The sequence below is a fragment of the Tessaracoccus caeni genome (assembly GCF_029211185.1).
In the GTDB taxonomy this organism is placed as follows: domain Bacteria; phylum Actinomycetota; class Actinomycetes; order Propionibacteriales; family Propionibacteriaceae; genus Arachnia; species Arachnia caeni.
Genome location: NZ_JARGDO010000004.1, coordinates 223,103 through 237,885, shown reverse-complemented (window position 1 = coordinate 237,885; position 14,783 = coordinate 223,103). Strand labels below are relative to the sequence as shown.

The following is a 14,783-nucleotide window of genomic DNA, read 5'->3' as shown; positions in this document are numbered from 1 at the left end:
TAGTTTAGCCAGATCTGCGGCTCACGGAAGGAGTCGGCAGCAGGGACATCGCCAGGCCCGTCAGAGCAACAGGAGCCAGGCCAGTTGGTCTGGCTCCTGGCCTTTCTCGGCCTCCCGCCACAGCCGGGCCTCCTCTACCGCGAGGTCCGTGACGAACTGGTCGTCGAGCTTGCCGGAGGCGGCCAGCCACAGCGTTCCGGACACCAGGTCGGCGGCGGTGCAGAAGAACCCCGACGAACCGGCCCAGGCGCTGGCCATGGCGCGGCTGGCCGCCGCGGCGGTGTGGCCCATCAGATCACCGAGCGCGGGATCGTCGGAGGCGACGAGGCCCGCCATCACCAACTGAAGGGCCACGTCGGGCGAGGCCTCCGGGAGAAGCCTCGCCGCGGCGGCCCGGGCGTCGGCGGCCGTCGGCAACTCCGCGACGGCCTCCGCCCGAGACGCGGCGAGCGCACCCCAGAGCGTCGGTGTCTCGAGCGCTGCGGCCAGCCGTCGGTCGAGCTCGTCGACGGTGGCCTCACGGTTGTCGACGGCCTCCTCCGCCAGCTGCCAGAGGGTGAAGTAGCACCACAGATCATCGCTGACGGGGCCTGCCAGCACCGCCGCCACCAAGGCGCGACGGTCCGGATACCAGGGCCCCTCCACGACCTCCGCGCTCAATCCGCCTCCACCGAGTCCTGCGGGGAGTCCGGCACGATCGCCTGCACGACGGAGCCGTCCTCGCGGCGGCCGCCCACGACGGGGTGGCTGCCCTCCAGCGATGGCAGTCGCTCGCCCTGACCGTCGAGCGGCACCGTGACCACCTGCCCCGGCTCCACCAGGATCTCCTCACCGCGCACGCTGATCTCGACGGCGTCGCCGCGGTCCACCTCGAAGGTGATCGAGTCCTTCTCCAGGAGCACGCGCAGCCGCGATCCGCGAATCTGCAACGGGAAGCGCATCGACGGCCATTCCTCGGGAAGCCGCGGATCGAACGAGATGTTCCCGGCGTAGTCGCGCATGCCGCCGAAGCCGTAGATCAGCGCGCTCCAGACACCGCCCGTCGAGGCGATGTGCACGCCGTCGCGTGCGTTGGAGTGCAGGTCGCCCAGGTCGACGAACAGCCCCGAGAGGAAGTAGTTCATCGCCATCTCCTGGTAGCCCACCTCGGCCGCCACGATCGACTGCACGACGCTGGACAGCGTCGAGTCGCCGGTGGTGATCGGGTCGTAGTACTCGAAGTCGGCCCGCTTCTCCTCCAGCGAGAACTGATCGCCCTGCAGGAACAGCGCCAGCACCACGTCGGCCTGCTTCAGCACCTGGAACCGGTAGATCACCAGCGGGTGGTAGTTGAGCAGCAGCGGGCGCTTGTCGTCGGGGGTGTTCTCCAGATCCCACAGCTCGCTGGACAGGAACTTCTCGTCCTGCGGATGGATGCCGAAGGTCTCGTCGAACAGCACCACCATGCCCTCGGCGCAGGCCTCCCACTCGTCGATCTCCGCCTCATCGATCTGCAGGCGGTGCATCAGGCGCTGGTAGGCACGCTCGTCCGTGGCCTCCATCTCGCGCATCACGGCGGCGGCGGAGCGCAGGTTGGCGGCCGCCATCACGTTGGTGAAGGTGTTGTTGTTGACCACCGTGGTGTATTCGTCGGGCCCGGTGACGCCATGCACGTGGAAGCGCTGCGACCCGTCCTTCTCGGTGCGCCAGAAGCCGAGGTCGGCCCACAGCCGCGCCGTCTCGACGAGCACCTCGGCGCCGTCGCGATACATGAACTCCTGATCGCCGGTGACGTCGCAGTACTTGGTGAAGGCGTAGGCTACGTCGGCGTCGATGTGATACTGCGCGGTGCCGGCGGCGTAGTAGGCCGAGGCCTCCTCGCCGTTGATCGTGCGCCACGGGTACAGCGCGCCGCGCTGGGACAGCTCAGCCGCCCGCTCACGGGCCTGCGGCAGCAGCTTGGCGCGGAAGCGCAGCACGTTCCTTGCCACCCGCGGATCGGTGTAGATGAGGAACGGCACCAGGTAGATCTCGGTGTCCCAGAAGTAGTGGCCCTCGTAGCCGGAGCCGCTGACGCCCTTGGCGGCGATGCCGAGCTGGTCGCTGCGCGCGGAGGCCTGCGCCAGCTGCAGCAGACACCAGCGCACCGCCTGCTGGATCGCGGGATGGCCCTCGATCTCGATGTCGCTGTTGGCCCAGAACTCGTCCAGCCAGGCGCGCTGGCGATCGCGCAGCCGCCCGAAGCCCTCGGCGGCCGCCCGGTCCAGCGTGCGCCGGCAGCGGTCGGCGAGTTCCGTCACCGGCACGCCCCGCGAGGTGTGATAGGCGACGGCCTTGCGCACGATGATCGGCGCGCCCTCGCGGGCCTCGATGCGGTAGGTCTGCCGGCCGAGGTCGGGCTGGGTGTCGAGGAAGGCCTGGAACTCGTTTCGGGTGTCGATCTGATGATCGGCGGCCACGGCCAGGGTCATGCCGGAGTTGGTGGTCTGGTAGCCGAGCATCATCCGGTTCTCGCGGTGCCAGTGCAGCTCGGGCTGCAGCACGCGGCCGGCGAACTTGCTGGAGCGCCGCGGATCCCACCCCTCCTGGTCGGCCTCGGGACGATGGAAGTCGGAGTAGCCGTCCTGGCGGTTCACCAGCTGCGACGAGATCACCACCGGGGCGTCGCCCTCCAGCATGGTCACCTCCAGCTCGAACAGCGCGAGGTGCCGGTCGGTGAACGAGACCATCCGCGACGAACGGATCCGGACCCGCTTGCCCGCGGGCGTGCGCCAGATCAGATCGCGCGTCATCTGGCCGGAGCGGAAGTCGAGCGCCCGCTCGTAGGACTCCAGGTCGGCGAGGCTGAGCTGCAGCGGCTCGTCGTCGACGTAGATCTTGATCAGTTTGGCGTCGGGCACGTTGACGATGGTCTGGCCCGTGCGGGCGAAGCCGTAGGCCTCCTCCGCGTGCGAGATCCGCCAGGTCTCGTGGAAGCGGTTGACGAAGGTGCCGTGCGCATACGACTTGCGCCCCTCCTCCGGGTTGCCGCGCATGCCGAGGTAGCCGTTGCCCACGGAGAACAGCGTCTCGGTGGTGCCGAGGTCGGCCTCGCTGGGCTCCACCTCCACCAGACGCCACTCGTCGATGGGGAAACGGGAACGGTCGAGCGGATCGGCGCTGACCTGACGAATCATGACTGCCTCAGTTCTTGAAGATCGGTGACGACGAGGGTGGCGCCGTGGGCGCTCAGGTCTTCTGCTCCAACACCGCGGTCGACGCCCACGACGAGGCCGAAGCCTCCGGCGGCACCGGACTGCACGCCGGAGATGGCGTCCTCCACCACGACGCATTGCGCAGGCTCGACGCCCAGCAGCTGGGCGGCGCGCAGGTAGGTGTCGGGAGCGGGCTTGCCGGGCAGGCCCTCGGCCCTGGCGACCACACCGTCGACCACCACCGGGAAGTAGTCGCTCAGCCGGGCGGCGGCGAGCACGGGACCGGCGTTCTTCGACGACGACACCACGGCCATCGCGACGCCGTCGGCGGCCAGATCCTGAACCAAGCCGAGCGAACCCGGGTACGGGGCGACGCCGTCACGCGCGAGGGTCTCGTTGAAGGCGTCGTTCTTCCGATTGCCGAGCCCGCAGACGGTCTCCTCCGACGGCGCGTCCTCCGGCGTGCCTTCGGGAAGCGCGATCCCCCGGGAGGCGAGGAAGTCGCGCACGCCGTCGTAGCGGGGCTTGCCGTCGACGTAGGCGAAGTAGTCCTCATCGGTATACGGGGCCTGGCCGGGGAGGCCGGACAGGAAGTCGTTGAACATCCGGCCCCAGGCGCGCATGTGCACCTCGGCCGTGGGGGTGAGCACGCCGTCGAGATCGAACAGCACGGCGCGATATGAGGACCAATCCATGGCGCCCAGCCTAGGGCCTGTCACCCGCCCCGCATCAAACGTGCGACGAGCCCCGGAGATCTGCGACCAAGCCACGGTGGAAGAGGGCATCCCCGGTCAGCTCGGGGTGGAAGGCGAGTCCGGTGATTCCCGCTCGGCGGACGGCGACGACGCGCCCCGCATGCCGGGCGAGCACCTCGACTCCGGCACCCATCTGGTCGACCTGCGGCGCCCGAATGAACGCGACCCTGGCCGGCCCCAGCACGGTGTCGAGATCGACCTCGGCGGAGTTCACCTGCGGTCCGAAGGCGTTGCGCCGGACGGTGATGTCGAGCGCGCCGAGTGTCTGCTGGCCCGGAGCTGCGTCCACCACCCGCTGAGCGAGCAGGATCAACCCGGCGCAGGTACCGAGAGTGGGCAGACCGGCACGGATCGCGTCCGCGAGCGGCTGCTGCAGGCCGAACAGCCGCAGCAGCCGATCGATGGTGGACGACTCCCCTCCAGGCAGCACCAGGCCGTCGATCCGTAGTCCGTCCGCCCCAGCCAGATCCGACGGCGTGCGCAGCAGTGCCACCTTGGCGCCGACCGTCTCCAGCAGACCGACGTGCTCGCGCACCCCGCCTTGAAGCGCGAGGACGCCGACCGTCGGCCGGTTCACCAGCCGCGCTCGGCGAGACGGTGCGGCGCCGGCAGGTCTGCGACGTTGATTCCGACCATGGCCTCACCGAGGCCGCGAGACGCGTCGGCGATGACGGCGGGATCGTTGTAGAGCGCCGTCGCCTTGACGATGGCCGCCGCCCGAGCCGCGGGGTTGCCGGACTTGAAGATGCCGGAGCCGACGAAGACGCCGTCCGCCCCGAGCTGCATCATGAGCGCCGCGTCGGCCGGCGTCGCCACGCCCCCCGCGGTGAACAGCACCACCGGGAGCGTCCCGGTTCTGGCCACCTCGAGCACCAGCTCGTACGGCGCCTGCAGGTTCTTCGCGGCGACGTACAGCTCGTCGGGGCTCGCGTCGTAGGCGGCCTTGAGCGCCGCGATCTCGCGCCGGATGGTGCGGATGTGCTTGGTGGCCTCGGAGACGTCGCCGGTGCCGGCCTCTCCCTTGGAACGGATCATCGCCGCGCCTTCGGTGATCCGGCGCAGGGCCTCCCCCAGGTTGGTCGCCCCGCAGACGAAGGGGACGGTGAACGCGTGCTTGTCGATGTGGTTGACGTAGTCGGCGGGCGAAAGCACCTCGGACTCGTCGATGTAGTCCACCTCGAGGTGCTGCAGCACCTGGGCTTCGACGAAGTGCCCGATCCGGGCCTTGGCCATCACCGGGATGGAAACCGTCTCGATGATCGCGCTGATCAGATCCGGATCGCTCATCCGGGCGACGCCGCCCTGAGCCCGGATGTCCGCGGGCACACGCTCCAGAGCCATCACGGCGACGGCACCGGCATCTTCGGCGATGCGAGCCTGCTCCGGCGTCACGACGTCCATGATCACGCCGCCCTTGAGCATGTCGGCCAAGCCGCGCTTGACCAGAGGAGAACCAGCAAAAGTTGTCATGGGCTACATCGTGGCCGCGATACCGGACTATTCCGAGAGCCAGAAACATTCCATTGTCATTGGGCCAGTATGTTGTCGGCATGCGCGCTACTCCCGAGATAACGATCCCCATCCGTCTTGGCAGCAGCAGCGTCGGCGGCCCCATCCCGGTTCGGCTCGCCGCAGACCTGCGTCGCCTGATCGGGGAGACGGTGCTCTCCCCGGGCGACCCGGTGCCGTCGAGCCGCGCGCTCGCCGCCCATCTGGGGATCTCGCGCGGTTCGGTGGTCGCCGCCTACGACCAGCTGCTCGCAGAGGGATACCTCAGCGCATCCCCGGGACGCTCGACCGTCGTGAACCCCCAGCTGCGGCGCGTCCATCCCCGGCGTTCCCGACCGGTCGGACCGGCGCGCGCCACACCGCGCAGGATGTTGGATCTCAGCCCAGGAAGGCCCTGGGCCGTCGACGTGGTGGGCCCTGCATGGAAGGCGGCCTGGCGACAAGCCTCGTCCGCACCCGTGGATGCCGTCGTGCCGGCCTTGGGACTGCCGGAGCTCCGTCGCGCGTGGTGCGAGCACCTGCGCCGGATGCGCGCCGTGGTGCACGATCCGACGCACCTCGCGGTGACCGGAGGAGGACGGGAGGGCTTCACGCTGCTCCTGCTCGCGCTCGCAGGCGGCACCCCGTCTCGTCTTCGGGTGGGGGTCGAGGAGCCCGGATATCCTTCGCTGAGACGGGTGCCCGCCCTGCTCGGTGCGACGGTGGTGCCGCTGGCCGTCGACGAGCGCGGTCTGCGCGTCACGGATCTGCCGACCGGTTCCGACGCCCCCGACCTGCTTCTCGTCACCCCTAGCCATCAGTACCCGTTGGGCGGTTCGCTCCCGATCGATCGGCGCCAGCGGCTGCTCGAGTGGGCCCGACGCCACGACGTCGTCATCGTGGAGGACGACTACGACTCCGAGCTGCGCTACACCTCGGCACCGCTGCCGGCGCTCGCGGCTCTGGACGACCCCGTCGACGGCAAGGTGGTGCTTCTCGGAACGCTGTCGAAGATCCTCACCCCCGCCCTCGCCACCGGATTTCTCGCCCTGCCGGCCTGGCTGGTGCCGGCCGTCGCCGAAGCTCGCGCAGACCTGGGCCAACCCGTCGGCATGGTCACCCAGCGGGCCGTGGCGAACTACCTGGGCAGCGGCGCCCTGCGACTGCATACCCAGCGGATGCGCAACCGCTATCGTCGACGGCGCACCCACGTGGTGGCCGCATTGACGGGCATCCCGGGCGCGCGCGTCCATCCGATGGACGGCGGGCTCCATGCCGTTCTGGAGACCGCGCGCCCCGAGGACGAAGTGGTGGCCGAACTCGCCGCCGCCGGGATCGCCGTCAGCCCGCTCTCGCAGTACTGGTCGGGTTCCGGCAGTTCAGGCATCGTGTTCGGCTTCGGGGCTGCGAGCGATGCGGAACTGGAACACGCCCTCAGCCTCATCACCACCATCGCGGCCAGTCCCGAGCCCGGATTGGACGCAAGCTCCGCCCCGTGAGGCTCGCGCGTGGCGCGCTAAGCCTGGATCCACCGGTAGCCGCCGTAGCGAGCGGCCTCAGACGGGTGCAATGGCAATCCGTATCCGCGAGGGCATACCGGGTCGTCTGTTGAGCGGGGACGGGGAAGCCAGTGTGCCTGGATGGGGTCGCGTAGTAGGTGGGGATCGGTGGATCCAGGCTAAGCCCCGGCCAAGAACTCTCGTAGCACGGCAAGGGCTTCCGCCGTGTCGGCAGCCTCTCGGCGCGTCTGGCTCGGGCGCGCGTCGCCGAGGGCCTCGACGGTCATCGGCGCGATCGCGATGCCGAGGCCGGCGTTGCGGAGCATGCCGCGGTCGTTCTCGCTATCGCCCACCGCGATCACCTCGTCCCAGTTGATACCGAGCCGTTCGATCAGCACGTCGCCGCCCTTGCCCGCGGCGGCGGCCTCGGGCACGAGGTCGACGAAGACGCTGCTGGACGCGACCGCCGCCACCCCGGGGACGTCGCCGATGCTGCGGGCGATCCCGGCCTCCCCCGGCTTGCCGATCAGAAGGAGCAGCTTGCCGACATCGTCCCGGGCGGTCAGCGTCTGCACGCTCGCGGTATCGCCGACGAAGCTCTCGTCCAGCTCCACCCTGGGGGTGCGCTCTGCGGCAATCCACTCCCGTTCGGTGTGCAGCCACACCTCGATACCGGCCTCGGCGCAGCGCTCGATGGCGTTCCCCACCGCATCTGCGTCGATCGCGCGATGCGCCAGCGTCACCCACTCGTCGCCCCGGTGCTCCAGCACCGTCGCACCGCTGTTGGCGGAGACGAACCTCACGTGGCCGAGCTGTTCGGCCAGCCACAGCATGGACTGGGTGGTGCGTCCGGAGCACAGCGCCACGGTGATGCCGCGGCGGTAGAGCAAGTCGACGAGTTCCATCGCGCCGGGGTTCCATTCGCCCCGATGCTGCAGCGTGCCGTCGACGTCGAGCATGGCCAGGCGGTAGTTCATGAGTCTCCTCTAGGGTCGAGTTAGGCGAGCTATTGCTCAGGCCGCAGCGCGGTTGACCTGGCAGCGCGGGCACCAGTAGAGGTTGCGGCCCTCCAGCGTGCCCATGGCCACCTCGGTGCCGCACACCAGGCACGGCTGGCCGGCGCGACGGTAGACGTAGACCTCGCCGCCGTGGGCGTCGACACGAGCCGGACGACGCTGCACCTCGGGCGAGTGCTCGCGGCGGACGGTGTGGATCTGGCCATCCTGGACGCCTTCTTCCATCAGCACCACCAGGTCGTCCCACATGGCCTGCCAGGTGGCCTTGCCGATCTGGCGGCCGGGCGTGGACGGGTCGATGCCGTGGCGGAACAGCACCTCGGCGCGATAGATGTTGCCGACGCCGGCGGCGATGCGCTGGTCCATCAGCAGCGCGGCCACGGTCTTACCCGAGGCGCGCAGCCGGGCGAAGCCGCGGTCGGGATCGGCGTCGGCGCGCAGCGGATCGGGACCGCTCTTGGCCAGCACGGCGTCGCGATCCTCGCGGGTGACCGCGCGGCACCATTGCGGGCCGCGGAGGTCGGCGGCCTGCCGATCGTTGGCGATGCGCAGCCGCACCATACCGATGGGGTCGCCGAGCGGCATCAGGTCGAAGCGGCCGATCAGCCCCAGATGAATGTGCACCTCGCAGGGCTCGGGCACGTCGAAGGACAGGAAGAGGTGCTTGCCGATGGCCTCGGCACCAGTGAAGACGGAGCAGTCGAGACGCTCGGCCTCGGGAGCGAACCGGCCCTGCGGCGAACTGACCCGCAGTACCTGGCCTCCGAAGGCGGTATTGAACTCACGAGCCAGCCGATGAAGGACGTGTCCCTCAGGCATCCGGTGTCTCCTCTTCCGTGTCTTCCGTGGCGTCTCCCACCCCCGCGGGGCCTTGCGCGAGCAGCGCGTCGAAGCCATCCTCGTCGAGGATCCTCAGGCCCAACTCCTCGGCCTTGGTGGCCTTCGAGCCCGCGTTCTCGCCCACCACAACATAGTCGGTCTTCTTCGACACCGATCCGGCGGCCTTGCCTCCACGGCTGAGGATGGCCTCCTTGGCGGAATCGCGTGTGTAGCGCTCGAGCGAGCCGGTGACCACGACCGTAAGTCCCTCCAGCGTGCGGGGCGTGGACTCGTCCCTCTCGTCGGCCATCCGCACGCCTGCCCGAGCCCAGGACTCGACAATGTCGCGATGCCAATCCACCTCGAACCAGGAGACCACGGACTCGGCGATCACGCGCCCCACCCCCTCGGTCTCCGCCAGTTCCTCCACGGTGGCCGCCCGGATGGCCTCCATCGAGCCGAAGCGAGTGGCCAGCCCGCGCGCCGCGGTGGGGCCGACGTGCCGGATCGACAACGCCACCAGCACCCGCCACAGCGGCTGCTCCTTGGCGGCCTGCAGGTTGGACAGCAGCTTGAGGCCGTTGGCCGAGAGCACGCGTCCGTCGACGGCGCCCTCGAGTTCGGTCTTCTTTGCGGCCCGCGTGTAGAGCGAGGTGCGCACCAGCTGATCGGCCGTCAGATCGAACAGTCCGGCCTCGTCGGCGAGCAGCCCGCCGGCCAGCAGCGCGTCGGCGCCCTCCCAGCCGAGCGCCTCGACGTCGAAGGCCGAACGCGACGCCAGCGCGAACAGCCGCTCGCGCAGCTGCGACGGGCAGCTCTGCGCATTGGGGCAGCGAATGTCCTTGTCGCCCTCCTTCTCCGGACGAAGCTCAGTGCCGCACGACGGGCAGTGCGTCGGCATCACGAAGGCGCGCTCGGTGCCGTCGCGCAGCGCCACGACGGGGGCCACGATCTCGGGGATCACGTCGCCCGCCTTGCGCAGCACCACGGTGTCGCCGATCAGCACTCCCTTGCGCTCCACCTCGAAGGCGTTGTGCAGGGTGGCCATCTCCACCGTCGAGCCGCTGACGAACACCGGCTCCATCACGCCATAGGGCGTCACCCGGCCGGTGCGCCCCACGTTGACCCGGATGTCGAGCAGCTTGGTGTTGACCTCCTCCGGCGGGTACTTGTAGGCGATGGCCCAGCGCGGCGCGCGCGAGGTGGTGCCGAGCGCCCCCTGCGCGGCGAAGTCGTCGACCTTCACCACGATGCCGTCGATCTCGTGCTCCACGTCGTGACGGTGCTCGCCGAAGTGATTGACGTAGGCCAGCACGTCCTTGTGATCGGTCACCACCTGATAGTGCGAGGACACCGGCAGCCCCCAGCGGCCGAGCGCCGCATAGGCCTCCGACTGGGACGCGACGCCCAGCCGCGAGCCCTCCCCCAGACCGTGCACCAGCATCCGCAGCGGGCGGGAGGCGGTCACCGTCGAGTCCTTCATGCGCAAGCTGCCGGCTGCCGCGTTGCGAGGGTTGGCGAACGGGGCCTTGCCCGCCTCCACCAGCGAGGCGTTCAGCTGCTCGAACCCTGCGACGGGGAAGAAGATCTCGCCGCGCACCTCCAGCACCTCGGGCACGTCGTCGCCCTGCAGCACGTGCGGGATGCCCTTCACCGTCTTGACATTGGCCGTCACGTCCTCGCCGACACGGCCGTCGCCGCGGGTGGCGGCCACCTCCAAGCGACCCTCGCGGTAGAGCAGGTTGATGGCCAGGCCGTCGATCTTGAGCTCGCAGAGATAGCGCTCGGCCCCGGCGCGCACCAGCCAGGCCTCAAGCTCCTCGGGACTGAACACGTTGTCGATGCTCATCATCCGGCTGCGATGAGTGACGGACGCGAACCCCACCGACGTGGCCGCCCCCACCGTCTGGGTGACGGAATCGGGCGTGCGCAGCTCCGGATGCTCGCCCTCGAGCGCCTCGAGTTCGCGCAGCAGGGCGTCGTACTCGGCGTCGGACATGACGGGCTGGTCGACCCCGTAATAGGCCTCCTGCGCCTCCGTCAGCCTCTGGTTGAGCTCGGTCCATTGGCGGCGCAGCTCCGCCGAGATCTCTGCATTCCCGGTGTGCTCAGTCATGGGGACATCGTTCCACACGCCTCTGACAATCCAGATGACAGCGCAGACACCTGAGAAAATCTCACATTCTTTCGGCTCTCGGGTCGCGTTTTCGTCGCGAAAGGGACAACAATGGGCGTCGGGTTGCGACTTGGGGGAAGCGACCACCACCCACATCAAGGAGACGAGCCACATGGCAACGGCGAACATCACTCGGGACGAAGCAGGGGCTCGTTCGGAGATCATCAGCATGCAGGCCTACCGCGTCACGGTGGACCTCACCGGGCGCGAGGTGACGGAGCCGGAACGGCAGTTCGTCTCCACCACCGAGCTCGATCTGACCGCCACGGGCGGCAGCACCCACCTCGATCTCATCGCCGACGAGATCCGCGAGGCCACGCTCGACGGCGAGCCCTTCGACGTCGCCGGCCACGACGGCTACCGTCTCCCCCTGCCAGAGCTGTCCGAGGGACCGCACACCGTGCGCATCGTCGCCGTCTGCCGCTACTCGCGCAGCGGCGAGGGCCTGCACCGCTTCGTCGATCCGGCCGACGACCGCGTCTACCTCTACTCGCAGTTCGAGGCGCCCGACTCGCGTCGGATGTACGCCGTCGCCGAGCAGCCCGATCAGAAGGCCACCTTCCAGCTCACCGTGCTGGCCCCCGCCCACTGGGCGATCCTGACCAACGCGGCGGCCGTCGAGCCTGAGGACGTCGGCGACGGCTTCGCGCGCTGGACCCACGAGCCGACGCCGCGCGTCTCCACCTACATCACCGCCCTGGTCGCCGGTGAGTACCACGTGGAGCGCCGCGAGATCCAGGCCGTCTCCGGGGTGGTGCCGGCATCGGTGGCCTGCCGCCAGTCGTTGGTCGAGTACCTCGACACCGACCGGATCATCACCACGACGCAGCGCGGCTTCGACGTGTTCGAGAAGGCCTTCGGCGTGCCGTACGCATTCGGCACCTACGACCAGATCTTCGTGCCGGAGTACAACTTCGGTGCCATGGAGAACGCGGGCTGCATCACCTTCCGCGACGAGTACCTGTTCCGCTCGCGCGTCACGGCCCGCGAGCTGGAGTCGCGCGACAACACGATCCTGCACGAGCTGGCGCACATGTGGTTCGGCGACCTGGTGACCATGCAGTGGTGGGACGACCTGTGGCTGAATGAGTCGTTCGCCGAGTGGGCCTCGCACTACGCGGCCGATCAGATCCGCCAGATCCACGGCGGCGACGCCAACCCGTGGGCCGCCTTCTCCAGCGAGCGCAAGGCCTGGGCCTACACGCAGGATCAGTACCCCACCACGCACCCGATCGCCGCCGACATGAGCGATCTGGAGAAGGTGGAACAGAACTTCGACGGCATCACCTACGCCAAGGGCGCCTCCGTCCTCAAGCTGCTGGTGTCGCTGGTGGGCGAGGAGGCGTTCCTGGCCGGCGTGGGTGCGTACTTCCGTGCGCATGCCTACGGCAACACCACGCTGGACGACCTGCTCGTCGAGCTGGAGGCCGCCTCGGGCCGCGACCTGTCGTGGTTCTCCGCCGAGTGGCTCGAAACGTCGGGCGTGAACACCCTGGCCGCCGACTTCGACATCGACGACGAGGGCCGCTTCACCCGCTTCGACGTGATCCAGACCGCGCACCCCGACTGGCCGACGCTGCGCACCCACCGCCTGGGCATCGGGCTGTACGAGTCGGGCGAGGACGGTCTCCAGCGAGCCGCGTACGTCGAGGCCGACATCGCCGGCGAGCGCACCTCCATCGAGGAGCTGATCGGCAAGGAGCGCCGCGACGTGGTGCTGCTGAACGACGGCGACCTCACCTTCGCGAAGGTCCGCCTGGACGCCGATTCGCTGGCCACGCTGAGCGATCACATGGACGCGCTCGACGATCCGCTGGCGCGCGCCGTCACCTGGACGGCGCTGTGGGACATGACCCGCGACGCCGAGCTGAGTGCCAGCGCCTACACCGAGATCGTGCTGCGCGGCCTGGCGTCGGAGAAGAACCCCGCCGCCACGTCGTCGCTGCTCAACCAGCTGGCCGTCGCCGCGTCCTCCTACACCGCGCCGGAGCTGCGTGATGCGGCGAAGCAGCAGCTGGTCAAGGGGCTGGCGCGGCTGCTCAAGCGCGCTGACGCCGGCTCCGACAAGCAGCTTCAGCTGGCGAAGGCGCTGGTCGGCGCCTCGTCGTCGCCGGCCGCGATCGAGCTGATCCAAGGTTGGCTGAACGGCGAGGAAGTGCCGGCCGGTCTCACCATCGACACCGCGGTGCGCTGGGAGATCACCTTCGCACTGGCAAAGAACGGCGTCATCGGCGTCGACGACATCGAGCGCGAGCGCACGGAGCACGACAACACGTCGGCCGGCGCCGAGCAGGCCGCCGGTGCCCGGGCTGCCCTGCCGGACGCGGAGGAGAAGGCCCGAGCCTGGGCGCTGGCCACCGCCGATCCGAGCGTGCCCAACGAGACCCACCGCCAGATCTGCGCGGGCGTGTGGCGCTTCGGCCAGGAGGCCCTGATGGGCGACTACGTCGACGCCTACCTCGACGTGCTGGGCGACATCTCCCGCCGCGAGAACGGCTGGGAGGAGCGCGGCTACGCGGCCATCGCCGCCGTCGTGCGCTTCCTGTACCCCGCCCCGCTGGCCACGTCCGACGTGATTGAGCAGATCGAGGCCTGGATTTCCGACAACGACCCGGCCCAGCAGGTGCGCCGCCTCCTGGACGAGCGCCTCGACGATTCCCGTCGCGCCCTGCGCGCCCAGGAGCTCAGCCGGGCCTGAGCAGGTTAGCGCGGCTGCTTCCGTCGGTTCTTGAGGCTGCCATTGGTTAGTGCGGCTGCGTTGGTCGACATAGCGACGGACGCAGCCGCACTAGACGTTTTCAGCCTGACCGGCGGCGGGCGGGGTTGCGGCGCCTACGGAGACGCCGCGAGCGACGATGTCGGCCGGGCGGCCGGCGGGGATGCGCGCGAACAGCAGCTCTTCGTAGTCGCCGGCCTCCCAGAGGACCCCCAAGGCGCCGTCGGGGAGCTCTGCCGCGACGGAGTAGGCGCACGCGCCCGCGTCCAGCAGCGTCTGGCCAGGCCAGGTTCGTCCGTCATCGAAGGACCAGCGAAGGGTCAGCCGGCGGCGCTCGTGTTCGTCGTCGAGCAGCGTCGCGACGGTGAGGTCGCCCCAGGTAGCGAGGCCGCCGTTGCATGCCGGGTCGACGAGCTGCTCGTGCGGGAGCGGGCGGCCGAACGTCTCCCCGCCGTCATGCGAGAGGGCCCACCGTCGTCGCGGCTGAGCGCGAGCGTGCAGCAGCACGGAGCCATCGCTGAGCGCGAGCAGCTTGTTCTCGTCGCAGTCCGGCCCCAGACGCGGACCCAGCACCCAGGTGTCGCCCCCGTCGTCGCTGCGCCCGATGGCCGTGTAGTTCTGGCCGTCCACCCGCAGCACGAATCCCTGCAGCAGCCGGCCGGTCGCCAGCGCGCAACCGTTGCCGGATGCGGCGAACATGCCGCCGACATCCGGAGGGCGCAGCGCGGTGAGGTCGCGATGCGTCCACGTCTCGCCGTCGTCGTCGGAGGTGGACAGCCACAGCGACAGCCCGTCGCCGCCGGGCTCAGCCGAGAAGTAGCTCTCTCTGCGGCTGCCCACGTACCAGCAATGCAGCCGGCCCGTGGCTGGATCGGCGATGAGGCTCGCGTCGCCGAAGCCGTGCGCTCCCTCGTGGCGCCGCAGGATCCGCACCGGTCCCCACGTGCGGCCGGCGTCGTCGGAGACCCGGTAGGCGATGTCGAACGCGCCGGGCAGATCCCGCCAGTCGGCGCGGACATCCCACGCCGCGAGCACCCGCCCGGTCGACGTGACGCACAGCGCCGGGATGCGCGGGCACGTGCGCTCGAAGGCAGAGCCCTCGACGACGTCGCCGATGCGGGCCAGTGAGAAGGTCTCCACG

At 69.7% G+C, this 14,783-nt stretch carries 11 protein-coding genes; 2 read left to right on the top strand and 9 right to left on the bottom strand.

The features are described 5' to 3' along the window. Positions 1-60 precede the first annotated feature (60 nt). The 5 genes from P0D62_RS05640 to pdxS are packed head-to-tail and all read right to left on the bottom strand — an operon-like array spanning position 61 to position 5,398. Entirely contained in the window at positions 61-660 is a 600-nt protein-coding gene (locus P0D62_RS05640; RefSeq protein ID WP_275701652.1) for a hypothetical protein, read from the bottom strand. Further along, on the bottom strand, positions 657-3,152 hold the full coding sequence (locus P0D62_RS05635) for a glycoside hydrolase family 65 protein (protein ID WP_406708226.1): 2,496 nt from the start codon (positions 3,150-3,152) through the stop codon (positions 657-659). Before P0D62_RS05635 ends, P0D62_RS05640 begins: the two co-directional genes overlap by 4 nt. Continuing rightward, positions 3,152-3,868: an HAD family hydrolase gene (locus P0D62_RS05630; protein WP_275701650.1), complete on the bottom strand. Its 717-nt coding sequence runs from the start codon at positions 3,866-3,868 to the stop codon at positions 3,152-3,154. The genes P0D62_RS05635 and P0D62_RS05630 overlap by 1 nt, the downstream gene beginning before the upstream one ends. Positions 3,869-3,902: 34 nt before the next feature. Then, positions 3,903-4,505, bottom strand: coding sequence for a pyridoxal 5'-phosphate synthase glutaminase subunit PdxT (gene pdxT / locus P0D62_RS05625; protein ID WP_275701649.1), 603 nt, complete (start codon positions 4,503-4,505; stop codon positions 3,903-3,905). Further along, complete coding sequence (gene pdxS / locus P0D62_RS05620; RefSeq protein ID WP_275701648.1) at positions 4,502-5,398, bottom strand: pyridoxal 5'-phosphate synthase lyase subunit PdxS; 897 nt, start codon at positions 5,396-5,398, stop codon at positions 4,502-4,504. Before pdxS ends, pdxT begins: the two co-directional genes overlap by 4 nt. Before the next feature lie 80 nt (positions 5,399-5,478). Here pdxS and pdxR point away from each other — a divergent pair, with 80 nt between their 5' ends. Continuing rightward, the gene (pdxR, locus tag P0D62_RS05615; protein ID WP_275701647.1) at positions 5,479-6,915 is read left to right on the top strand and encodes a MocR-like pyridoxine biosynthesis transcription factor PdxR; all 1,437 of its coding nucleotides are present in this window, start codon (positions 5,479-5,481) and stop codon (positions 6,913-6,915) included. 179 nt (positions 6,916-7,094) lie between these two features. Here the strand turns inward: pdxR and P0D62_RS05610 are convergent, their stop codons facing one another. Genes P0D62_RS05610 through ligA form a run of 3 tightly spaced genes read right to left on the bottom strand, consistent with a single transcriptional unit; the run spans position 7,095 to position 10,866 of the window. Beyond that, positions 7,095-7,892 carry an HAD family hydrolase gene (locus P0D62_RS05610; protein WP_275701646.1) on the bottom strand — a complete coding sequence of 266 codons (798 nt, stop codon included), beginning with the start codon at positions 7,890-7,892 and terminating at the stop codon, positions 7,095-7,097. 36 nt (positions 7,893-7,928) lie between these two features. Next, positions 7,929-8,750, bottom strand: coding sequence for an Fpg/Nei family DNA glycosylase (locus tag P0D62_RS05605; protein WP_275701645.1), 822 nt, complete (start codon positions 8,748-8,750; stop codon positions 7,929-7,931). Next, a complete protein-coding gene (gene ligA / locus P0D62_RS05600; protein ID WP_275701644.1) occupies positions 8,743-10,866 on the bottom strand; it encodes an NAD-dependent DNA ligase LigA in 2,124 nt (707 codons plus the stop codon). Before ligA ends, P0D62_RS05605 begins: the two co-directional genes overlap by 8 nt. Positions 10,867-11,038: 172 nt before the next feature. On the opposite strand from ligA, the gene pepN reads away from it, so the two are divergent. Further along, a complete protein-coding gene (pepN, locus tag P0D62_RS05595) occupies positions 11,039-13,624 on the top strand; it encodes an aminopeptidase N (RefSeq protein ID WP_275701643.1) in 2,586 nt (861 codons plus the stop codon). A 90-nt stretch (positions 13,625-13,714) separates the two neighbouring features. Here the strand turns inward: pepN and P0D62_RS05590 are convergent, their stop codons facing one another. Further along, positions 13,715-14,782 (bottom strand): sialidase family protein, encoded by a 1,068-nt coding sequence (locus P0D62_RS05590; protein ID WP_275701642.1) that lies wholly within the window; start codon positions 14,780-14,782, stop codon positions 13,715-13,717. Position 14,783: the final 1 nt, after the last annotated feature.

Coding starts and splice junctions, on each gene's coding strand:
- pepN (WP_275701643.1), top strand. CDS start 11,039: ATGGCAACGGCGAACATCACTCGGGACGAAGCAGGGGCTCGTTCGGAG.
- ligA (WP_275701644.1), bottom strand. CDS start 10,866: ATGACTGAGCACACCGGGAATGCAGAGATCTCGGCGGAGCTGCGCCGC.
- pdxR (WP_275701647.1), top strand. CDS start 5,479: ATGCGCGCTACTCCCGAGATAACGATCCCCATCCGTCTTGGCAGCAGC.
- P0D62_RS05610 (WP_275701646.1), bottom strand. CDS start 7,892: ATGAACTACCGCCTGGCCATGCTCGACGTCGACGGCACGCTGCAGCAT.
- P0D62_RS05605 (WP_275701645.1), bottom strand. CDS start 8,750: ATGCCTGAGGGACACGTCCTTCATCGGCTGGCTCGTGAGTTCAATACC.
- pdxS (WP_275701648.1), bottom strand. CDS start 5,398: ATGACAACTTTTGCTGGTTCTCCTCTGGTCAAGCGCGGCTTGGCCGAC.
- P0D62_RS05630 (WP_275701650.1), bottom strand. CDS start 3,868: ATGGATTGGTCCTCATATCGCGCCGTGCTGTTCGATCTCGACGGCGTG.